Annotated in this window: 19 protein-coding genes; 11 read left to right on the top strand and 8 right to left on the bottom strand. The window is 46.4% G+C overall.

Going from position 1 to position 22,770, the window contains the following annotated elements; genetic code table 11:
- The first annotated feature begins 433 nt into the window (after positions 1-433).
- Together ACR1R9_RS22730 and ACR1R9_RS22725 are read left to right on the top strand one after the other, a co-directional pair.
- The gene (locus tag ACR1R9_RS22730; RefSeq protein ID WP_433922618.1) at positions 434-1,612 is read left to right on the top strand and encodes an alanyl-tRNA editing protein; all 1,179 of its coding nucleotides are present in this window, start codon (positions 434-436) and stop codon (positions 1,610-1,612) included.
- A gap of 78 nt (positions 1,613-1,690) precedes the next feature.
- Positions 1,691-2,995 (top strand): DUF1963 domain-containing protein, encoded by a 1,305-nt coding sequence (locus ACR1R9_RS22725; protein WP_433922619.1) that lies wholly within the window; start codon positions 1,691-1,693, stop codon positions 2,993-2,995.
- A 205-nt stretch (positions 2,996-3,200) separates the two neighbouring features.
- Here ACR1R9_RS22725 and ACR1R9_RS22720 read toward each other — a convergent pair whose 3' ends face one another.
- Positions 3,201-3,542, bottom strand: coding sequence for a DUF1801 domain-containing protein (locus ACR1R9_RS22720; protein WP_433923664.1), 342 nt, complete (start codon positions 3,540-3,542; stop codon positions 3,201-3,203).
- Positions 3,543-3,544: 2 nt separating this feature from the next.
- Positions 3,545-4,120 (bottom strand): GNAT family N-acetyltransferase, encoded by a 576-nt coding sequence (locus tag ACR1R9_RS22715; RefSeq protein ID WP_083678997.1) that lies wholly within the window; start codon positions 4,118-4,120, stop codon positions 3,545-3,547.
- A gap of 255 nt (positions 4,121-4,375) precedes the next feature.
- Here ACR1R9_RS22715 and ACR1R9_RS22710 point away from each other — a divergent pair, with 255 nt between their 5' ends.
- From ACR1R9_RS22710 to ACR1R9_RS22695, 4 genes are all read left to right on the top strand, one after another.
- Complete coding sequence (locus tag ACR1R9_RS22710; protein WP_433922620.1) at positions 4,376-4,831, top strand: GNAT family N-acetyltransferase; 456 nt, start codon at positions 4,376-4,378, stop codon at positions 4,829-4,831.
- Between the two features lie 357 nt (positions 4,832-5,188).
- A complete protein-coding gene (locus ACR1R9_RS22705) occupies positions 5,189-6,541 on the top strand; it encodes an amino acid permease (protein ID WP_433956395.1) in 1,353 nt (450 codons plus the stop codon).
- Between the two features lie 615 nt (positions 6,542-7,156).
- Positions 7,157-7,447, top strand: coding sequence for a hypothetical protein (locus ACR1R9_RS22700; RefSeq protein ID WP_433922622.1), 291 nt, complete (start codon positions 7,157-7,159; stop codon positions 7,445-7,447).
- 322 nt (positions 7,448-7,769) lie between these two features.
- Positions 7,770-9,524: a methyl-accepting chemotaxis protein gene (locus ACR1R9_RS22695; protein WP_433922623.1), complete on the top strand. Its 1,755-nt coding sequence runs from the start codon at positions 7,770-7,772 to the stop codon at positions 9,522-9,524.
- Between the two features lie 109 nt (positions 9,525-9,633).
- On the opposite strand, the gene ACR1R9_RS22690 is transcribed toward ACR1R9_RS22695, so the two are convergent.
- Positions 9,634-10,539 (bottom strand): LysR family transcriptional regulator, encoded by a 906-nt coding sequence (locus ACR1R9_RS22690; RefSeq protein ID WP_163758656.1) that lies wholly within the window; start codon positions 10,537-10,539, stop codon positions 9,634-9,636.
- 141 nt (positions 10,540-10,680) lie between these two features.
- Between ACR1R9_RS22690 and ACR1R9_RS22685 the strand changes: the two genes are divergently transcribed.
- Complete coding sequence (locus ACR1R9_RS22685) at positions 10,681-11,724, top strand: 2,3-butanediol dehydrogenase (RefSeq protein WP_433922624.1); 1,044 nt, start codon at positions 10,681-10,683, stop codon at positions 11,722-11,724.
- Between the two features lie 147 nt (positions 11,725-11,871).
- Here ACR1R9_RS22685 and ACR1R9_RS22680 read toward each other — a convergent pair whose 3' ends face one another.
- Both ACR1R9_RS22680 and ACR1R9_RS22675 read right to left on the bottom strand, forming a co-directional pair.
- Entirely contained in the window at positions 11,872-12,381 is a 510-nt protein-coding gene (locus ACR1R9_RS22680) for a GNAT family N-acetyltransferase (RefSeq protein ID WP_433922625.1), read from the bottom strand.
- Positions 12,382-12,551: 170 nt separating this feature from the next.
- Positions 12,552-13,319, bottom strand: coding sequence for a helix-turn-helix transcriptional regulator (locus tag ACR1R9_RS22675; RefSeq protein WP_099855429.1), 768 nt, complete (start codon positions 13,317-13,319; stop codon positions 12,552-12,554).
- 194 nt (positions 13,320-13,513) lie between these two features.
- Between ACR1R9_RS22675 and ACR1R9_RS22670 the strand changes: the two genes are divergently transcribed.
- From ACR1R9_RS22670 to ACR1R9_RS22655, 4 genes are all read left to right on the top strand, one after another.
- Entirely contained in the window at positions 13,514-15,835 is a 2,322-nt protein-coding gene (locus tag ACR1R9_RS22670; protein ID WP_433922626.1) for a beta-L-arabinofuranosidase domain-containing protein, read from the top strand.
- Between the two features lie 372 nt (positions 15,836-16,207).
- Positions 16,208-16,939, top strand: a complete 732-nt coding sequence (locus ACR1R9_RS22665) for an NfeD family protein (RefSeq protein ID WP_433922627.1) — start codon at positions 16,208-16,210, stop codon at positions 16,937-16,939.
- 12 nt (positions 16,940-16,951) lie between these two features.
- On the top strand, positions 16,952-18,640 hold the full coding sequence (locus ACR1R9_RS22660) for a VWA domain-containing protein (RefSeq protein ID WP_433922628.1): 1,689 nt from the start codon (positions 16,952-16,954) through the stop codon (positions 18,638-18,640).
- Positions 18,641-18,721: 81 nt separating this feature from the next.
- Positions 18,722-19,861: a toxic anion resistance protein gene (locus ACR1R9_RS22655; protein ID WP_063566020.1), complete on the top strand. Its 1,140-nt coding sequence runs from the start codon at positions 18,722-18,724 to the stop codon at positions 19,859-19,861.
- A 107-nt stretch (positions 19,862-19,968) separates the two neighbouring features.
- Here ACR1R9_RS22655 and ACR1R9_RS22650 read toward each other — a convergent pair whose 3' ends face one another.
- The 3 genes from ACR1R9_RS22650 to ACR1R9_RS22640 form a co-directional block, all read right to left on the bottom strand.
- Positions 19,969-20,676 (bottom strand): YoaK family protein, encoded by a 708-nt coding sequence (locus tag ACR1R9_RS22650; protein WP_433922629.1) that lies wholly within the window; start codon positions 20,674-20,676, stop codon positions 19,969-19,971.
- 101 nt (positions 20,677-20,777) lie between these two features.
- On the bottom strand, positions 20,778-21,821 hold the full coding sequence (locus ACR1R9_RS22645) for a cupin domain-containing protein (protein ID WP_231952700.1): 1,044 nt from the start codon (positions 21,819-21,821) through the stop codon (positions 20,778-20,780).
- Between the two features lie 164 nt (positions 21,822-21,985).
- Positions 21,986-22,594 (bottom strand): TetR/AcrR family transcriptional regulator, encoded by a 609-nt coding sequence (locus ACR1R9_RS22640; RefSeq protein WP_076290386.1) that lies wholly within the window; start codon positions 22,592-22,594, stop codon positions 21,986-21,988.
- Positions 22,595-22,770: the final 176 nt, after the last annotated feature.

The raw sequence follows: 22,770 nt of genomic DNA, 5'->3' as shown, positions 1-22,770 counted from the left end.
AGATTACACTTGGCCACTCCGATTGCAGACCATGCTTGATTTAGACACTCAGGAACTACACAGACAGAAAACCTTTCGATCTCTCTTACCCCCGGATTTCAATGATTTTCCCCTGAAGGGAGAAATCCGGTGATAAAGGAGCACGCTCCGCTTCTTCAGGTCCTTTCTGTCTGTTTCGCTCTTGTGTCTATACCAAATTAATATGACTGCATCTCGTTTTGGTGTAATCATAGGTACAAACCATTTCCAACGTTTCATTAAACGTGGATAGCGGATATAAGTAAGGAGACCGCTCTGTAGCTTGGCTTGCAGAGCGGTCTTTTTGATATGGAAAACGGAGATGTGAGGCGAGAAATTTGGCTTGGCGGTTCCAGATAGTGTAATCTGGAGAGTATGGATAGCCATTTGAACGAGAAGGGATCGGGATGATTCGATGACGCAAAAAATCTATTATGACTCCGCGTACACACGGGAGTGGCATACACAAATTACAGGCAGAGTGGACAAGGAAGACGGTATATATGTCACGCTGGCAGAGACTGCTTTTTATCCGCATGGGGGTGGACAGCCTTGTGATCTGGGGCAGATCGGCGGCATTGATGTGTTGGATGTGATTAGTGAAGATGGTGAGGTGCTGCACAAGCTGGAGCGTGCGCCGGACCAGAATGACGTGGATTGCCACATCGATTGGCAGCGCAGATTCGATCATATGCAGCAGCATAGCGGGCAGCATTTGCTGTCAGCTATTACGCTGAAGCTGGCAGATGCGATGACGCTCAGCTTTCATCTGGGGACAGATTATATCACGATTGATGTGGCCGCAGCCGAACTGGGAGCGAACCAACTGGCTGCAATTGAAATGGAGGTCAATCAGCAGATTTACCGGAATGCCCAAATCAGCAGTTCCTGGGTCACAGCGGAAGAAGCGGCACGTCTGCCGCTGGTGAAGCAACCTTCCGTAACCGAAGATATTCGAATCGTGGAGATCGAGGGCGTGGAATATAACGCTTGTGGTGGAACACATGTGTCAGCCATAGGAGAGATCGGGATTATTAAACTGTTGAAAACCGAGAAAGTGAAGGGCGGCACCCGGATTTATTTTAAATGCGGATACCGAGCACTGAATGAGTTCAACGCCGCACAAAGCGTGCTGACCGGAATTACAGCCAAATTGAAGACCAGCCGAGAAGAGCTTGCGGATCGGATCGACAAAATGGAAGCAGAACAAAAGCAGCTGCAAGCAGAGCTGAACGCTGCGAAATCTTCCAATGACGCTTATTATGCGCAAGAGCTTTTATCTGCACGGGAAGGGCTTGTCATTGCTCAAATCTTTGAGGACAAATCGCTCAAAGATATGCAGAGTCTGGCGACCAAGCTGACATCAGAACATGAGGGCCTTGTACTCTTTGCGAGCATCTCGGAGGCCAAAGTTGTATTGGCGCAGAACGGGCAGCCGCCGGAGTGGGCTTGTGGACCTTTCTTCAAGGGCAATCTCGGAGCCTACCAGGGCAAAGGTGGCGGCAGCGATAAGATGGCACAGGCGGGTTTTGCCAGCAGCGAAGATGCGATCGCATTTTATGAATTTACGAAGGATCAACTGGGACATCACTAATCTACCTTCCCGCTGATTGATATCGATTGGACTCGATGGATCGTGAAGCGTGATCAATAGCAGAGGAGGTACCCATAGATGACAGAACGTATTCCGTGCATACGAGAGGAGTGCCCAAATACAATTTTGCCAGCAACGGCTGCCAGAACAGGTGGGTACTGCATGCCTTGCAAGCAGGAGATGGAACGCGAGGCACATCAGAGATACATTGAAGCCAATCGACGCGACGTGGACTTGTATGAGGGAATCACGGACCCTGTGGAGATTTTGAAAATTATGTATACACGCCAGGTTCATGATCCGCTAATTCGTTATGTGGCATATGAGTATTCCAAAGAACAGGTATATCTGTCCTTGTCTACGGAGCAGCAAGCCCTCATGATCGATTATGCGATGCAGCTGATTCGCATAGGGGATGACGATACAGGTAAAGATATTTTGGTGTATCTGGTCTGTTACCATGATACGTCGTTGTCTGCACAGATTCCTGAGCTGTTGAAGCGCGAAATCTACTACCCTGTCATTTTGTATAAGAGCGCCTCGGCCGAAGTACGTGATCAACTGTTGCAGCGGGTGAACACCGATGATGAGAATCAGAATAATCTGTTGCTCATGCTCGCCTATATTGGAGATGAAGTGGTTGTACGTCAGTTCCAGCAATGGAGGCAGTCTCCGCCTTGCTGGGCAGATCAGCTGCATGTCGCACCAGAGCACTATACTACCGAAGCGGGTTGGGAGTTAACGAATGAAGGCCAGCGCAGGGATTTATTTATCACCCCAAGTTATTCACTCTATAAAGTAAAAAAGAATGAAGGGGCTGACGACACATCTATTGGCGATCCGATCTCCATGCTGTTGACCGGTGACGATAACTGTGAGTGGTGTGGCAGTCAGTTAACAACCTTAATTGATCTGGATGTACGGCATCCAGCATTGCAGGATGTTGCTTGGAACAGTGAGCGACTTCAAGTGCAGACTTGCGTTAGTTGCAGTTGTTATGGCGTCGTTTATATGGAGATGGATTCAGCAGGTGAACCGTTCTGGAGTGCGCATAATGTGATGCCGATGGGAGCGGATGACCTTGACCCGGACGACAATGTTCAGCTTGCACCGGATGCAGGCCGGCAGTTTCGGATTGCGACTGCTCCACGTCATGCGTTCCATGGCAGTGAGTGGGCGATGGAGCCTTCTACATCCCAGATCGGGGGCCACCCCGGATGGGTTCAGGACGCGGAGTATCCGAACTGTCCATGCTGCTCTTCTAGGATGAGGGCCGTTGGACAAATGGACTGGAGCGAGGTTGAAGAGTACGGGGATGGCATGTATTACATGTTCATTTGCGAGCCGTGTCAGATGACCGCGGTATCTTATCAACAATCCTGATGAGTGATCTCTAATGATCTGTTATTGCATAGAGCGACTTGTTGTATTGACAGCTGCATACCCAAAAGGGGCTATCCTATATGTATTTAACATTCTAGGAAGCCCCCTCGTATGATTAGGTCAACCAGATATCCTGGTTGGCCTTTTTAATAGTTGCTATAGTCGGTTAGAAAAATCTATGACACGTTATATCCTCGATACCAGCTTAAAGTTCTGCCGATGCCTGTGTCAGAAGTGCAGCCAGCCACTCATAGTCAGGCGTATCTTTTTCCTTGATCTTGATTGTTTTACGTTCCGCTGGGCCTTCAAATATCCCATCTGGCAGCTCAAGTCCGGTTGCATTGAAGATCGTGAAGGATACTGCTGGCTTGGAAGGGGAGATGACTGCTGCATATTTACCGTTTTTCAGGAAATGAGGTTTCTTGTATTGCACACGTTCCTCTACTTCAGTGATGGACTCATGTACCAACTCCCGCAGTTTACTTGCAACCTGGGCTTGCCAGGGAACCGGGATCTGTTCGATAAATTCAGTAACTTCCGCATTCATATTCATGCTTGTCCACCCTCCACATTGATCTGATTGTGTACTTCCCATTCTGGTCTTAGAATTCCCATCAATAAGCGATCATAGCGTTTTCCATCACGATACACGGCTGATCTAGCACGACCTTCCAACTGAAAGCCGACCTTCTCATAGGCACGGATGCCCTTGGCATTATAGGCGATGACATCCAGACCGACCCGGTCCAGATTCAATTCATGGAAGGCATACCGCAAAATAAGGTTCAACGCTTCCGTTCCGTATCCCTTGTTGCGATGCTCTGCGAGTCCAATGCCAATGGCAAGTTGTCCGCAGCGGTTGTTCCATTCAATGCTGTGAATGACAACGAATCCGATCAGTTGTTCATCCTCAAGCGTTCGAAGCCGAAAGTAAACTTCCTTGTCCTTTGTCTCGCCTTCATCTTCAAGCTGCTTTTCCGAAAATGGAATGGCAATATCCGTATCCACATTTCGCAAATACTCAGGATCTTCATTCCATTGCAGCATGGTCTGCACGTCTTCAGCACGGGGCGGAGTCATTTTCAAGCGTTTGCTATAAAACAGATTTTCAGTCGATAATGTCATGATGGTCTCCTTTTCACAAATTAAGTTCGCTTCACCTCAGCACGACAATTAGCTATATGGCTGCTACGCAATATTCCTCGCTCCTTTTGGTTTCAGATAGCTTCACTATAATGGAAATTTAAGGGTGTCACAATAGACATTTCATTCGTGTTTCTGAAGTTGTTGTCAGGAAACCTGTCATGGTAGTACTATATAAACAATAGACATGTATTCAGTGATACAACACACAACAAAATGTCGGCAGGAGTGGTAGATATGGAGATCAAAGTAGACGATTTGAGCGGTCATCAAGTCATTGGATTAATTGCAGAACATCTGCAGGGAATGGCAGCAGATTCGCCGCCGGAAAGCATTCATGCCCTGGATCTCGATGGGTTAAAGAAACCTGAGATAACATTCTGGTGTGCATGGGAAGCGGAGGAGCTGCTTGGTTGCGGGGCCATGAAGGAATTGAATTCGGAGCATGCAGAATTGAAATCGATGCGTACAGCATCAGCCTACCTGAGAAAAGGCGTAGCAAGACAAATTCTTGCCCATATTATTGAGGTTGCCAAGAATCGGGGATATAAACGAATCAGTCTGGAGACAGGTTCGATGGATTCTTTTATTCCGGCGCGTAAGCTGTATGAGGACTTTGGGTTTGTATACTGTGAGCCATTCGCAGATTATAGTTTGGACCCGAACAGCGCTTTTATGACGAAGGAATTATAAATTACATGATAGGAAGTAAAACATAGCAGGGACAAAGGAAACCAGTATTCTGTTGCATACAGACGGCTGGTTTTTTACGTTTATTAATTGTTTTGCGAAGTGATGGACTGCAACAAATCATACATATTGGAGATCGCAAGAAGAGTAGAATGTATTCAAATGAACGAATTGGACTGCATACAGATTGCTTTGTCTCACTGTGGGGTATAAAACATAGGTTATGTCAGCATTCGTTTGGGATGAATTGGCCGTACGGAACTGCTGGGCTGAGGCATGGACAATAGGGTATACTGGACATTATGTTTATATAAACATGAAACAGAAATGCAGACGTTTTTTACATCAGGAGGACTTGAATTGGCTCAGACAGAAGGAACATTGCAGAAGAAACTTAAACCAAGGCATATTAGCTTTATGGCTATGGGCGGTGTCATTGGAACCGGAATTTTCAAAGGAAGCGCCGAAACAATTGGACTTGCAGGTCCAGGAGTTATTGTAACGTACATTTTTGCAGGATTATTGTTACTGGTTGTCATGGCTGCGATGGCGGAGATGGCTACGGTATACAAGAATAAAAATATGAAAGACTTTGTGCAGGAAGCGTTCGGCAGCAGAGTCTCCTTTATCATGGGATGGATGTATTGTTTCCTCTGGTTGTCGGTATGTGTGATTGAGGTGATTGCAGCAGGGAGCTTTTTGCAGTATTGGTTCACGGAAGTGCCGCTGTGGGCGTTGAGCCTTGCGTGTGCGGTGTTTATTATACTGATTAATCTGCTGAGTGTGGGCGTATTTGGGGAATTTGAATTTTGGCTGGCGGGCATTAAAATCGCCATGATTATTATTTTTATTATCCTCGGGGCTGGTCTGATCTTCGGGATCATTCCAAGTGATAACACGCCTTATCTGCATAATTACACGCAAGCAGGCGGTTTTTTCCCTAATGGATGGTCATCGATCTTTTCGGCATTATTGGTCGTCATGTTCTCTTATGGAGGATCTGAGCTTATTGGCTTAACCTTAACGGAGACGGAAAATGCGGACAAGGTGATGCCCAAAATTGTAGGGAACTTTATGCTGAGAATCATTTTATTTTTCACGCTGCCGATTCTCATCATCTGTGGGCTCATTCCGTGGAATGAATTAGGGCCCGAGAGTAGTCCTTTTGTACAGGTGCTGGCTTCCACGGGACTTCCGGGTGCAGCACATATTATGAACTTTATTTTGGTGACCGCCGTTCTGTCTGCTGCAAATTCCGGCATTTATGGCGCATCCCGTATGATGCATTCTATGGCGGTAGGTGGTGAAGCTCCCAAGGCTTTATCACATACGAATCGCAACGGCAGTCCGGTAAATACACTGCTGGTATGTGCTGTGATTCTGCTTGGGGGCTCCATGCTGGGGCTATTCGCACAAGATCAGCTCTTCCGCGTGCTGCTGGCGGTTCCGGGGTTTGTCGTGATGCTCGTGTGGATTTGTATCGCCACATCACAGATGAAGCTGCGCAAGAGATATCCGGTACAGCCGACATTTAAGGTTTGGGGATTTCCTTACGTAACTGGAGCTGCTGTGCTCTGTCTCGGTGTCATTGCAGTCATGTTTGTATTTGATGAAGGCAACCGATTCAGCATCAGCATCTGCCTAACTGTACTCGTGTTACTGATTCTCTGGTCACTGATTCGATTCAGGAAGAACCATGGGAAAGAAGTTTAGTGTTTGTAGAAGAATCATAATAGCTATGCAGTATCAAGACATCTCAGCGTTCATGCTGGGGTGTTTTTTTTGAGAAAGAAAAGTTTTAATAGGGACTGATTTGAAGTTGTAATGTTATATGTGGAAAAATAAGGGTAATACGAACTAGATAAAATAAATCGCCAGTAGCTACGAAATGACATGAGCTGCTTTTATAATAAAGGACCAGAAGTACGTTTGAATCTTACATAAATCATACTCCTCCCTTGGATTCAGATAACAACGGATATATTTTAAACGAGGTGCCACATGACGACGATAAAAGTAACCCCGGAACAGCTGTTATCAGTCTCTAGACAGTTTAAAGCAGCCCAAAGCCAGGTTTTTCAGATGAAGCGTTTAAAAGCGGAAGGCCTTTGAACTATATAATCTTGATGATGCAACGTATGCACGAAATTTTGCTTTGGACGAAGCACAAGCCAGCATAAGAGCAGCGAGGTTTGCACCAGAATTAACTTCTGTAGAGAGAATGACACTACTTAGAGATGCAGTAACGAGATTAAAAAACGCAGATCTCCGTGTACAAGATGTGAAGAATGAACTTTATATTCAACACAGATAGAAAGGATGATAAATATGCATAAATTGATGAAGGTTGGAGATGTTTTTGAATCATCCGAATATGGCACTATTTTAGTGGGTATCAATCCTGATCTTGATTACCTAAGCCATGATCAGATCAAAAAGCGAATCCATAATCATATTGTTGTTCGAACACCTGACAATAAGGAATTTCCAATAGATGTGGTTTCAGTACAAATCTCAAGTTCATTAATGAATAAGAAGAGCATTGGTATATGCGTTGGTAAGTCAATAAACCAATCTGAAATCCCTATTAACTCAGTGGTGTATACCGATATCTCTTAATGGGTTTAATTGGAGATGAATCCGTGAGATCACTTACGAAAACCAGGCTTAACCTACCCATGTTGACTAAACTCTGACGCATACGTCGGAGTTTTTCTTTGTATAAAAGCGTAACAGTTTCATCGAAACAAAGATGGATATACTTCTATAAAAATAAAGCTAACACAGTGATGATAGTGTTCTAATCTCTATCCAATATTTTCTTGCCTAATTCGACAACTTCATATACTATTTTCACATTACATAGTGCTTCGAGCATGTAGTTTTTGGATAGGGCGTAGTCGAAAAGGCTTACATACAGGTGTGAGAGGAAGAGGATTGGATGGTCGGTTTTTTCAAGAAACGTTTGGTTGTTCGCATTGTTGCCATTGTTACCTTGGTCATTGTGATTATATCTGCGGGAAGCATGCTGCTTCAGCTGGCGAATATGAAGCTAGCCGCGCAGGAGGCCATATCGAGTTACAATATTCAAATTGCCGAGAGTTATGTGAAACAGCTGGATACAGGACCGTATGTGGAATTTGCCAAAGACCCCAAGGAAAATGACGTGTTCTTGAAGATTCGTGATGAGCTGGATGATTTTCGTGTGAGCATCGGTGCGATGTATGTGTATTTTGTAAAAATAGACGATACAGGCACACCTCTCATTATGGTGGACGGCATGAAAGATGCAGATAAAGCATCACCGATCAATGAAGTGACGGATATCCCAGGTGATGCAGTCCAAAAGCTCTTGCAAGGGAAAACAGCCAGTTCCCCTATCATTAATAATGAGGAGTATGGCGAATATATTTCCTCATACGCTCCGATTCTGGACAGTAATGGGGCCTTAACGGGTGTGTTAGGAATCGATACAGCTGTGTCGGTCATTGGAAGTATTGAGTCAGATATTATGAAATCTAGCATTCCGTTGTATGCCCTGTTGTTGTTCATCACGGTTTCAGGCATCGCAGTTGTATTGTGGTTCATCGTAAGAGGCCTGCGACCGCTGAAACCGTTGAAGGCAAGCGTCGAACAAATGGCGCAAGGTGAGCTGGCGGAAGCCAATCGAATCCTGACCGCGTATCGGCTGCAAAGTGAGGATGAGATTGGCAGCACATTCAAGGCGATGATTCATATGTCTGGGGACTTAAATAAAATGATTGGCGACATGGTCGCGGGTGTTTCGGTAACCACGGATATTCTCGCGGAATCAACGGAGCAATTCAATCGTGATGCAGAAGATATGCTTGAGATGAATAAGAGTGTTGACCAATCCGTGCAGCAGATCAGACAGGGAGCGCATACCCAGAAGCAAGGTGCTAGCGACAGCGCCAATGCGATGGAAGAAATCGCTAAAGGGATTACCGATATTTCAGAGTCATCTACAGCCGTGTCCGACGCTGCAACAACTGCGCTTGCTACGGCACAATCGGGTAAGCAGAGCATGACGCAAATGAAGAAACAGATGGAGAGCATTTCGGCTGTATCTGCTGAAGTTGTAGCCATGGTCCAGGTGCTTAACAACTTCTCACAGCAAATCGGCGGTGCACTTCATACGGTGCGGGATTTTGCGAGTCAGACCAAGCTGCTGGCGCTGAATGCTTCAATTGAAGCCGCTCATGCAGGAGAGCATGGGAAGGGATTTGCCGTTGTAGCGGATGAAGTACGAAAATTGGCTGAGGCTTCAGGCACATCTGTGCAGACGATATCGGATTTGTTGCTCGGTATTCAGAAGGAGTCCCAGCATATCGGATCACAGATGGATGTTACCTCGCAAGAGATCGGCCAGGGGGTGACGAGCACAGCAGAAGCAGAGCTTGCCTTTACGCATATGGTTGAGGCGTTTCGTGTGGTAACACATCGTATCCAGGAGGTATCCGCAGCAGCGGAGGAAATATCGGCGGGTTCCGAGGAAGCGGCAGCATCGGTCAATACGATCTCGCAAATTTCATCCGGCGTTTCAGATCATTCGGATGACATTTATCGTTTGACAGGGGAGCAGTCGAGCATGTTCCAGAAGGTGGCACAAACGTCCACCCTGCTGAGGCGGCATACGATTGAATTGAGCGAAGCTGTAAGAAAAGTAAAGGTATAAAGGAAGCAAGCAGTAAGCAGTAAGTTGAATCCTTATCAAATGTGGAACACTCTGGTGCAAACACCGGAGTGTTTTTTTTGACATCCCAATTATGACTTAGACTCTGGCATCATAACTGATCCAGCTCAATTGCCTGTCTGAAGCGTTGAGCAAATCGCTCTGCGGCCACAGCAACCTCCTTGGATTCGGTCTGTACGAAGCCGATTTGCATTTTAGGTTGGTCGATCGAGGCGATCTCTACCATTTTTGCAATGCCTTCTTTCCATAGCGGATGTTGGTAGAAGGAAAAGTCATGACCAATGGTGGCGGCAATATTGTTTCTTAGAACGGTGCTGATCGCTTCCGAGTTGTTCGTTTTGAACAGGATGGACAGAGGGCCATAATCATACGTGAACTCCTGCAGGAAATCTTCGATAAATCCATCACGATACAGAGCAAGCTTATGTTCTTTTAATTGTTCGGGAGTAACCCGGTTAAGCTTGGCTAGTTCGGATTGGTGATGAGTGCATACAACCAGTTTGCCTGAATACATAGGACTGAAGTGCAGTCCATCGAATTCCCTCAATTGTTTGGCGTAGATGGCGATGAAGCCCAGGTGGGTTCTGTTGTTACGGATGTCCTCGATAATTTCCATGGAACCTTTCTCTTCAATGGCAATATTCAATTGAGGGTGCTCACGTTTCATATCTGCAGCAGTCTGAACAAGGTAAGGCATCACACTTGGAAAAGTAGCAACATGCAGGTCTCCGGTTAACGAGGATGTCTCGGCATTCAGTGATTTCAATTCATCAATTCGCTGCAAAATATCGAGTGCCTTGGCAATAAACTGTTTGCCTTCAGGGGTGGGGAACGTCCCATGGCGCGAGCGTTCGAACAGGATCATACCCAGCTCATTTTCAAGTCGATGTACAGATTGGCTGATTGCCGACTGAGTGACATGCAGGTGCTCCGAGGCAGCCGAGAACGATTGGGTTTTGGCAATTTCAACGACATATTCAAGTTGTTCCAGATTCATGGTTTCATCTCCGTTTTAGCATTAGTACAAGTAATATTAACATTAGTATCTATAAATATGAATAATACATGAACAGCGATATAATTAATAGACAGTAGTTGAATCTCAGGTAGACAAGATAAACCAAAGGGGATGTATCTTATGAAAGCAGCAGTATGGTATGCCAAAAAAGATGTCCGGGTCGAAGAACGGGAAATACCGGTAGCCCAATCAGGACAAGTGAAAATTAAAGTCGAGTACGCAGGAATCTGCGGCAGTGACTTGCACGCTTATCATCATGGCGTAGGCATTCAGGAAGGGCAGAACCACCCGCTTTCAGGACAGAAAGCCCCGCTGACACTTGGTCATGAGTTTGCAGGAACGGTCAGTGAATTGGGAAGTGATGTAAGCGGTATCAGTGTAGGGGACCGTGTTGTTGTTGAACCGTTGTATCATTGCGGACAGTGTGAGTACTGTATTCAGGGGCGTTATAACCAATGTACCGAGTTCGGATTTGTGGGACTGAACGGTGATGGTGGCTTTGCTGAATATGTTGTGGTTGAAGCGTATATGGTGCACAAATTGCCGGATAACGTCTCCTTTGAAGAGGGCGCACTGGTTGAGCCTACAGCGGTAGCTTTCCATGCGGTTCGCCATAGCAAATTAAAAGTGGGTCAGAAGGTTGCCGTATATGGTGCAGGTCCGATTGGACTGCTGACGATCCTTTCAGCCAAAGCTGCTGGAGCTTCCACGATCTATGCAGTCGATGTATTTGAAGAACGCTTGAATTTGGCTGCCAAGCTGGGAGCCATTCCGGTGAATAGTGCCAAAGTTAATGCCACTGAAGTGATTTTGCAGCAGTCTGGCGGAATAGATGTAGCATATGAAGCGGCAGGTGTACAGCCAACCATGGATAGCGCCGTAGCTGTGATCAAAAAAGGTGGAGAAGTTGTTGTCATCGCAGCAATTCCGAATCCACTACAGGTGAATTTCTTCGATCTGTTAGTGAAAGAAGCGAACCTGACAGCAACGCTGGCCTACCGTCATATCTTCCCTGAAGTCATCTCTTTGATTGCTGAGGGAGCACTTGATGTGAAACAGGTGATCACCAGAAAAATCAAGCTGGACGACATCGTTCAGGAAGGACTTGAACTGCTCATGACCGACAAGAGCCATGCGAAAATTCTGGTGGAAATCGGCGGTTAATAGTGTGGAAAATGGAGCGAATAGCATTTGCGGCTCTATTCCGATTCTTTAGCTCAGAATAACCGCTAAAAAGGGATACCCTCTGTCATGTTAATGACTTATGGTATCCCTTTTTGTGTTATCCGCGCTTAGTACCATTTGCGAGAATTATGAATCATATCGGTAGCAAATCGCTTTGCCTCCACCACTCTCGGAACTGAATTCCGGGTCTTCTACAAAACCGAAACGTTCGTATAATCGGATCGCGTTGACCATCTGGCCGCCCGTATATAAATACACCGTATTTTTGCCCATGTCTTTAGCAGACTCAACACATTGTCGAAGCAATTCTCTGGCAATACCGTGACCTCTCCACTTGGGATCAACGCCCAGCAGTCGAATAAACGGATAATCAATAGGCAACTCGAAGCTCGGATAAGCCTTATGCGCAGTCTCAAACAATTGGACCGTTCCAACAATCTGATTATCTATTTTGGCAATCCATAATTGCTTGATATAAGGATTGCTCGGCGATTCCCGAATGTCCTTCAAATAATGTTCCCATTGTTCCTGTGTTTGGAACGTGTCCCGGTACTCGGAGTAACTTTCAATGAGAATATGTACAATTTCTTCATGGTCAGCTTCTGTAGCGGGATGAATCGTTACTGCCGTTGTCATCTCAAGTTCTCCTTCTGATTTAATCTTGGTTTGATAAGAGATATAGTTGACTTGAATTGTATCACACCCAATGGTACTGGATTAATTCAAATTTTCTATATATGACTCATGAAATTCTATGAGTTGGTACTTCCGCACAAGACATCCAAGGTTCGCACGTATAAGGTTCATTATAGGCGATTGAGCTGTGTGGAATACAAATTATTGCGATATTCGGTGGGAGTATTGCCTTCGTATTGTTTGAACATGCGCAGGAAGAGTTTGTAATCCGAAAAACCGCATTGCCCCGCAATTTCTTTCACACTGGCATTGGTATTGAGCAGCATCTGCTTAGCCCGGCGAATCCGTTCCGTGAGGATATAGGTTTTGAGCCCAATGCCTTTCTCACGTTTTACCATTTTGGAGATATAGTCCTTGTTAAAATTAAAAGTCTCGGCAATCTTTCCAACCGTAATGTCGGTATGCAGATGAATATCCACCCACTTGCAGATGTGGTCAACGATCGCATTGTGCGGCCGATAACCCGCCTGTGTGTTGCGTTCCAGTTCTTTGAGCAGCAGCAGCAATGCCGCGTCTGCTTCTTCCGGTGAGAACGATGAACTATGCAGCAATTGCTTGAACAGCTGATTGGCGGTGGACGGAACCTGAATAGTCGCATGGGTGGGATACTGGTCGAACTCTTTCTCAATCGAATCATAATGTACCCAATAAAAGCTGACGGGAGCATCGCTGACCTGATAGCCATAATGGATGTGTCCAGCCCTCAGAAATAGCAGATCATTTGCACGAACCACAAACTGCTCGTCCTCCTCGGCAATGTACATCTCGCCTTCCAACATCAAAATGACCTCGTGAACAGGCATGCTGCGCTTCATATGGCTCCAATTGCCTTCGGTTATGAACTTGCCGCACAAGTAATGTTCCAATGGCTTTTGCATAGGACGGATTTCTCCACCTTTTCTTGGATTATGAGTCTGATGTAGTTGTATTTTATTTGATAATATGAGGATATTCAAGGCCTGTATGAAGAAAGTTCGTAAAGGACACATGAATTTAAAAACGGATTTTACCCTTTGTACACTTATATAAGTACTTCTAAATATCCACTACATACCGAGGAGGAGCGAGCAGAATGATTGAAACCAAAAAGGGATTTCTGGGACCTGAGCATGTAGATCTGTTAAATGGCGTTTTTCAAACGTCACAGGAAGTTGGAGAAAAGTATTTGTTATCACTGGACATTGATCGTTTTCTGGCACCGTGTTTTGAGGCCCATGGGTTACCGGCGAAAAAGGAACGATACGCGGGTTGGGAGGCACGCTCGATTAGCGGGCATTCCCTTGGACACTATCTGTCTGCCCTGGCTGTGACCTATCAGGCGACAGGTAATGAAACGTTAAAGCAAACGCTGGATTATGCCGTCAGTGAGCTTGCAACTATTCAGCTGACAACGGGCAGCGGGTATGTCGGCGGCTTAACCGAAGAAGCTTTCCGCATTGCATTTCGGGCAGAACACATTGGTGGTTTTAACATCGGTGAATATTGGGTTCCATGGTACAGTGTGCACAAGATCTATCGCGGACTAATTGATGCATACAAATTAACGGGCAACGGGCAGGCCCTTGATGTGGTAACACAGTTTGCAGATTGGGCGGTAGAAGGTCTGAGCCCGATGACCGAAGAACAGATGCAGGTCATGCTTCAATGTGAACATGGTGGCATGAATGAAGTGTTTGCCCATTTGTATGGAATCACCGGGAAGTCTGTATACCTTGAGATAGCCAACAAATTCACACATCAATTAATCCTCGAACCGTTGGAGCACAAGCAGGACGATCTTCAGGGCAAACATGCGAATACGCAGATTCCGAAAGTCATCGGTGCAGCTGAAATATACAATCAGGATCATAATCACGAGAGCTACCGGACAGCGGCGGAGTTTTTCTGGGACACTACGATTCATCATCGGTCTTATGTATTTGGTGCTACGAGCATTTCGGAGCATTATGAAGCGAAAGGCATGGAGAGTCTCGGCATCAAAACCGGAGAGAGCTGCTGTACACACAACATGATGCATCTGACGAAGCAGCTCTACACCTGGAATCCCGACAGTGCCTACATGGACTATTATGAAAATGCGATCTTCAACCATATCCTGGGCACACAGGACCCGGACACAGGCAACAAAACGTATTTTGCATCAACACTGCAAGGCCACTACAAAATCTACGGTACTCACGATACTGCCTGGTGGTGCTGCACAGGATCTGGCATGGAGAACCCGGGCAAATACGCCGAGGCAATCTACTTCGAGGATGAGCAGGATCTGTACGTAAATCTATATATCGCTTCCCAATTGGACTGGAAATCCCAAGGCATATCACTGAAGCTCGAAACCGACTTTCCTTATTCGGAAAAGGTAACCCTTACGATCACCGAAGGCAGCGCCTCGGCCAATCTTAGACTACGTGTGCCCTCATGGCTGCAGGAGCCCATGACGGCAACAGTCAACGGGGATACGGCCCATCCGCATACCCGGATGGAAGCCGGATACCTCAACATCGAGCGCACATGGACCGCTGGTGATGTCATCACCATCACGCTGCCGATGTCGCTTCACCAATACACATCCCGGGATGATGCACACAAGGTGGCATTCCTGTACGGCCCGATTGTACTGGCAGGGGCTCTGGGAAGCGAAGGGCTGCCCGAGGATACCATCGTGGACGAAACGGCACTGAATCCCAAAACGGCACCTGTACCTGTGATCTGGACAGAGCAGGAGGATGTACACGAGTGGATCAAGGCCGTAGACGCAAGTACGTTGACGTTTGAGATCAGCAAGGATGTCACATCAGACGGTAACCCTGTGAAATTAATTCCGTTCTATGATGTGCATCATGAGTTCTATACAATCTATTGGCCGTTTAACGATGAAGGGGATGCACTGGAGAAGGAATTGAATGATATCACCATCGACAGGGTGCAGCCTGACGGTCAGCAGGATGAGATTGGACATCATCTGGATAGCAATTGCCGCGCAGAACATCATAACGGTTCATATACAGACAGCCGCAACAAGCTGCATATGTGGCGGGAAGCATTTGGTGTCAGCGGAGCTTACTTCAGCTACCAGCTGGCGGTGGATGGTTCTGCGCCGAACTATGTATGCGTGGCATACTGGGGCGGGGATCATTCTCCTTTTGAACGGGAAGGAACGATGCATGAAAGAATCTTTAGTATCGCCGTCGATGGACATGTGGTCGGTGAACAGCGAATTCATATGAACAAGATCGGTGAAGTATTCTACGTAACCTATGATATCCCCCAGACGGTTACGTCAGGCAAAGACAGTGTGCGAGTTGCATTCCAGGCGTTGGACGATAACGGATGTGCCGGGAAAGTGGTGGAGGTGCGTACAACGCGAAGTAAACCGGAATCCATCTTTTCGTAAAATAAAATGAGCACACACACCATCATCACTCCGGCGCTGGCGTCGGGGTGTTTTTTTTTGATTTTTATCGTATCGAATAAGCCCTATATAAAAAATGACACGCACAGCAAATTTCCACGTATTACCTGATAACATTTCTTTTTCCGCCACCGATTGTTCAAGGGTATCAGGCTCATTTTCCAGAGGTTACAAAATCTTATCCACGTTGTCCCTCTAAAGATGAAATGGGATAAGCCCAAGCCACGTATATTATGAATATCCATATTAATCCACCCGAATGCGGCAACATCATGTACAATGAAATAAAGCTCCAATGGTAAATATCGACATAAAGCTCCAACACATAGCGCGAAAGGAGGTCTGATGATTTACATGATAAAGTACATAAAACTGCTGTGGCTGATCTTCGGCGTTGTGGTCATGAATGTTCTATTGTTCTCACCCGGATTCATCGGACTGGAGTTTGGCGGGGGAGCATTTACAACAGCGCTCTCGGTGACATTTCTGTTCGGTAGCGTGATGGCTCTCTTCTATGGAAGCTACACTTTATTGTTCAGACAGCCGGTAGTCTTGCCTGTGAAGAATATCGAAACCCATGAAGACTATGTGGAAGCGTTATCCTTTTATCGACGCATTAAAGTACTTGAGGAAGATATCACACTGGGATTATCTCAACTAAGCCGCATGAAGAAAAAGAAGGAAACCCTCCTGAACGTGCTGAATCAGCGATTTGATCCGGGAGAACTGAGTTACAAGAAATTTGCTTCGGTCACCCTCGAAGTGGAGAAGCTGTTATACCTCAACATCCGAAGTGTACTTAACCGCCTCAATGTGTTCGATGAAGCGGAGTACGCCAGCCTGATGAAGTCCAAATCCGCAACACTTCCCCAGAAGCTTTTTCAAGAAAAGACCAAAGTATATAACGACTATCTAAGCTATGTGAAAAACTCGCTTCATACCAATGAGGAAATTCTTTTGAAGCTTGACCAATTGATGCTGGAAATCTCCCGCCTGGACAGCTTTGAAGCAGGAGATATTGAACAAATGCCATGTATGCAAGAAATTGACCAATTAATCAAGCACACCAAATTATACAGACAGTGAGGGGTTGTACGTATGGCTAAGAAGGGAAAGTTTTTTTTCATATCGATCGTGATGCTGGTACTCGTGTTTGGCCTCGTATATGCAGGGATTACGCTGACGTCGAACGTTGGTAAATCCAGCACACAGGTAACGACAGAGAATGCAGGCAAAGAGTTAGGCAAGCTGTATGCGGACATTGCGCCGGCAACGGCTGAACCCGTGAAGGGACAGATTGATCTCGACCCGGTGGATGTGGCTGAATCACTGCCGGACATCTCCAAATTTCCGATCACGGTCGAGAATACAACGAATGATTATGTAGAGATCTTTTCTTCCATTGAAAAGGCGGGAACCGGAGCAGATGGCTGGTTGACCGAGGTCACCGAAGAGTTCAACAAGGCTAACATTACCGTTGGCGGCAAACAGGTTTCGGTAAAATTACGTAATATCGCATCCGGTACGGCTGCTGATTATATTAAGTCTGGTAAATATGTGCCTGATGCGTTTACCCCTTCGAATGAGTTATGGGGCGAGATGGTAGCTGCAAGCGGAGTAAAGACAGACCTGGTATCCAAAAGACTGGTGGGGAACGTTCCTGGTATCGTCATCTCGAAAGCCAAATATGATGCGCTGGTCGACACGTACGGATCGGTTAATGTAAAAACCGTGACCGAAGCGATTGCCAACAATGAGCTCGCGATGGGGTACACCGATCCATTTGCCAGTTCCACGGGCCTAAACTTTCTCGTGACGGCACTCAACACATACGACAGCTCCAATCCGCTTGGTGAGAAAGCGATTGAGGGTTTTGAGAAGTTCCAAGCGAACGTACCGTTTACGGCGTCCACAACCATTCAGATGCGTGAGGCAGCCAAGTCAGGCCGACTGGACGCATTTGTACTGGAGTACCAGACTTACGTAAACACCGCAGATCTGAAAAGCGGATACGTCTTTACCCCTTTTGGCGTAAGACATGACAGCCCGCTGTATGCACTGGGGCAACTGCCGCAGAACAAGCAAGAGATCATTAAGAAGTATGCAGAATTCGTAACCCAAGCGAAGTATCAGCAATCGGCTGAGGAATTCGGCTTCAACGGCTTGCAGGACTACAAGTCTGAATTGAACACAGTGGATGGTGGCACCTTGTTGTCCGCTCAGAAAGTATGGAAAGAGAAAAAGAACGGCAGTAAACCGATTGCCGCCGTATTTGTAACCGACGTATCCGGGAGTATGGACGGCGAACCGCTGAACCGACTCAAGGAATCATTGCGCAAAGGCCAGAAGTTCCTTGGCACAGATAACAGCATCGGCCTCGTTTCCTACTCTAGTGGAGTAACGGTGAATCTGCCAATTGCCAAGTATGATACGAATCAGCAGTCGATGTTTGTTGGTACGGTGGATAGCCTGCAAGCGGGTGGCGGTACGGCAACCTTTGATGGGATCGTCGTGGCGATGAAGATGCTTGAAGATTATATGGTTACCAATCCAAATGTGAAACCACTGATCTTTGTCCTAAGTGATGGAGAGACCAATGAGGGGCATACACTGAAGGATATTCGTGATCTGGTTGAGACGTACAAAGTGCCAATCTACACGATCGGATATAACGCGGACATCAAAGCTTTGGAGAGCATCTCCAGCATTAACGAAGCAGCTAGCATTAACGCGGATACCGACGATGTGGTGTACAAAATCGGTAACCTGTTCAACGTGCAGATGTAGCACGGGGACTGCACTTGAAGTGACCTAATGTAAGGTTCATTATTCCATTTTAAATAGCACGTAATTGAAGGGGGAACTTGGATGTCGTTTTCGATGGAGATACCTAGCCAGAAGGAAATTCAGAAGGTAATAGAGGAGGAAATAAAGCCCGTACCTGCCGAGGTGGCGGAACTGCAGCAAGTCGCAAATGCCAATGTGGAGATGATCATGACACTCGATCTCGAATCGTTGGAGAAACGTAAGGAGATTCTGCAATCCATTGACGGCTTTGGCATGAACACGATGAGATCTTCTTCTGAGAAAAACGCGTTGCTTCAAGTCTCCGTTGGACATCTGTCCAAGACGGGAGACGAGGGCGGTCAGGTCGCCAAAGGCTTGACCGAGCTGCATATGCAGCTGAAGGATCTCGACCCTAGCGTGGTCGACTTCGCCAAGACCGGATTCCTCGGCAAATTGTTCAATCCGTTGCGGGCTTATTTTCTAAAATATCAGAAGGCCGACGCGGTTATCGCCGATATCGTGACTTCGCTGGATAAAGGCAGAGCGACCCTGAGAAACGACAATACAACACTAGAGATTGAACAGCAAAATCTGCGGGAACTCACCAAACGACTGCAAAAGGAAATTCAGCTTGGCGTGCTGATGGATGAGTCGATTGACGCACAGATCGAAGCCGCCAAAGTACGGAATGAGGACCCGGAGAAAGTCCGTTTTATCACGGAAGAAGTGCTGTTCCCACTTCGTCAGCGGGTCATGGATTTACAGCAAATGCTGGTGGTGAACCAACAGGGCATCATGGCAATTGAAGTTGTCATCCGCAACAACAAGGAATTGATCCGCGGTGTGGATCGCGCCAAAAATGTAACGATCTCGGCATTGAAAATTGCCGTCACCGTCGCGAGTGCACTTTACAATCAGAAGATTGTATTGCAGAAGATTGAACTGCTTAACCGGACGACCAACGACCTGATCGCAGGTACGTCCAAAATGCTGAAAGATCAGGGCATTGCCATCCAGAAGCAAGCTTATGAGGCCAGCATTTCCGTTGATACGATGAAGCAGGCCTTCACAGATGTGCTTTCCGCGCTCGACTCCATCAGTCTCTATAAGCAGGAGGCCTTGCCACGGATGCGGGAGACGATTAATCAGTTCCGTGAACTGGCGGATACCGGAGAGCAACAGATTCAGCGGTTGGAGAAAGGGCAGAAGCTGGGGCTGTAGTTTGAAAGGCAGTGAGAAGAACACAAGGAAGTTACATGCATGACCTCAAAAAACGGTTGAACTCAGATAAGATCTGGTTCAACCGTTTTTTTTTGCTTTCCTGCTTTTTAGGTCAAATCACGTTGAACATGGAGGACGTAGGGGATCAGCAGAAGAAGCAGAGCCAGTGAAGCTATCAGGGCAAGCAGCAGGCTTCCTTGGGTTAATAACAGTGCTCCCAGAGCTGCACCGATCACAAAAATAACCCAGGACAGGGCGAGTACTGCCCATTCGGAAGCAGGAGCCTTACCCCGAACGGCTTTGGCCAGTGCCTGTCCAATACCGAATAATGTGCCTGTTACAAATCCTTTGCCCACATCAGCATGAGCAACCATCTGGTGCATAGTGTTTTGCATACCCATGGCAACGGCAATCGGGAAAAGCACGCTCTGGGTATGGAGGAACAGCAAGAATGCAATAGCACCGGCAAACAGCAGGGATTCAAAGCCCAAGATGCCCGCCAGGCGCCATTTTCCCGCTCGATCTGTGATTAACGTACCGATAAAGGCGCCTACAACGAATAAAAAGATGACTAGACCTATATTCGTTAATACAGCGAAGTCTCCTTCAAATAGAGCGATACCAAGCTTGGTACTGTTACCACTCATGAAAGACAGATATATTTTCCCTAGCTGCAGATATCCGACCGCATCAATGAAACCGGAGATCAGCACAAGCACACATGACAGTAGAAGCCGGGAAAGACCTGGCTCCAGTCGTTCTACGGTATGCCCCACATGTTTGCGATCACTGGTCGAATCGGAAGCAGAAGCCATGATGTCCAACCCCTTTTCCATGATAATGGATTGGTTCCGTGATATAAGACAGAAGGATTTACTAACTCAGCCCTATGTTTAATAGGTACCGGGTAGTTGAACTATGACTTCGATTTATTCGGGTCAGGTGCGATAAAAAGAGTATCATTCGGAAGCTGTTCTGCTTCCTCTTTGGACATTTCCAGATTCGTGGATAGCACATCATCCGGATTGCCTGCGAGCCACTCGCTTAGATCAATAGCTTCATAATGTCCGCTGTTGAACCCGATTAACACACGGCAGACCTCATCTCCCGTATTTTTGATATAGTGACCTGCACCCATCGGGGCATAACCCACATCACCTGCTTCGAATTGCTCTGTCACCGCATGACCTTCTGCCAGAAATACGGTCATTTCGGCAGTGCCGCTAATGTAATACTGCCATTCGTCGGCGTTTGGATGCCAATGCATCTCTCGTAATGCGCCTGGTTGCAGCTCGATCAATGATCCGGCCATCGTGGTGGAGATGGGGAAATCTTCGACAGTAACCGTACGCTGTGTTCCACCTCCTGGGGCACGTCTGGGCTGCTTGGCATGCAGCGGGTATCGGTGGGGAGTCGTCAGCTCTGAATTGCGGCGATAGGTTCCAGAAGAGGAGCTGTCATTAGGGACAGGTCCTTTGACGAAGTAGGCTTCGCCCTGAGGCAATTTCGCTGCTCGCTCCGGGGTAATCCCAAGATTCTGGGCAACAATGTTGTTTGGTGTATGAGACAGGAAATCGGTAATGCTGAACGTGTGATCTTCCGAGAAATCACCATTATCAAATATCAGAATAAAATGGCATTCGTCCGGTCCCAATCCCTGAATGGAGTGTCCGTAACCACGTGGGAAATACCACACATCTCCTGGCTCAAATGTATCGGTGTACGCATGTCCGTCCGGATGAATGACAGTGGTGCGACAGGAGCCGCTGATCACATAAGCCCATTCCGCCGCATTGGCATGCCAGTGCAATTCACGCATGCCTCCCGGTTCCAGGCGCATGGATACGCCAGCTATTCCAATGGACGCAGGAAAATCCCGAACGGAAGCACCGCGGGTAATACCGCCCGGGCCTGTACGGGGTTCTTTTTGTTCAAGTCGATATTTGAAAGATGTCATCATGATTCCTCCTCATATTATATTAGGTACACATGTAAATAGTTAAATATGGCGTTCATACCTTTTACCCATATTTTGAGAAACTATTCAATTGATTCCTGATTAATATGAGGAAAAAGAGAGACTTTCATTCAAAACTTATGCTGGTTTGTCTGTACGTGTTGTACTTAGGGAGACTTATACGAGGTATGGTACACGACATTACCAGGTTTGAAATTAATGATTTTAAATAACTCATCTGCCATATAAGCCGGAGTATGTTTGAATTCTTGTCGAATCCATTCAATAATCATGCCGAATATCGCATGGGATTGATAACTTGCCAGCAGCTCGCGATTGATGTGGGACGGAAATATTTCGTTGAGGTCCTGAAGGGCAAGGTCACGCAGAACATCGCAAATCATTTGCTGAAAATTGGATGATGCCTCTGATTTCACAACAAGGGTGTAGAATTGCGCATGCTGATGCACATGTTCGAATATTTTGATTGCCGAAGAGGGCATATGACTTACTTCAAATATTTCTTTATCCAGATAAGGTTCACGATAGGAGAAGACCAGATCCTTAATGATGTCATCGATGATCTCATTGAACAGGTCTTCTTTGTATTGATAGTGCCTGTAAAAGGTGCCCCGATTCAGATCCGCCAGCTGTACGATATCGGTAATGGATATTTCTTTGAACGGCTGCTTTTGCATCAATTGGATGAGGGCATCCTTTAGTGCCGCTTTGGATTTCTTAATTCTTCGATCCATGGAACTCGGAAGTTCGGTCATATGCAGTACTCCTCGTAAACAGGTATTTTAAGATAAAGTACATTTGGAATTAGAAGTGTTGATTAACGTACAATTGGACAAGCTTTTACTGATTGAACAGGAATGCTATGACTTATTATACTAATGATAAGAGTTAATGAACATTTGTTTGTTAACTTATTGTAAACGAATACATG

The organism is Paenibacillus taichungensis, assembly GCF_050994985.1.
Classification (GTDB): domain Bacteria; phylum Bacillota; class Bacilli; order Paenibacillales; family Paenibacillaceae; genus Paenibacillus; species Paenibacillus taichungensis.
The sequence above is the reverse complement of the archived record's forward strand: the minus strand, read 5'-3'. Positions and strand labels throughout refer to the sequence as shown.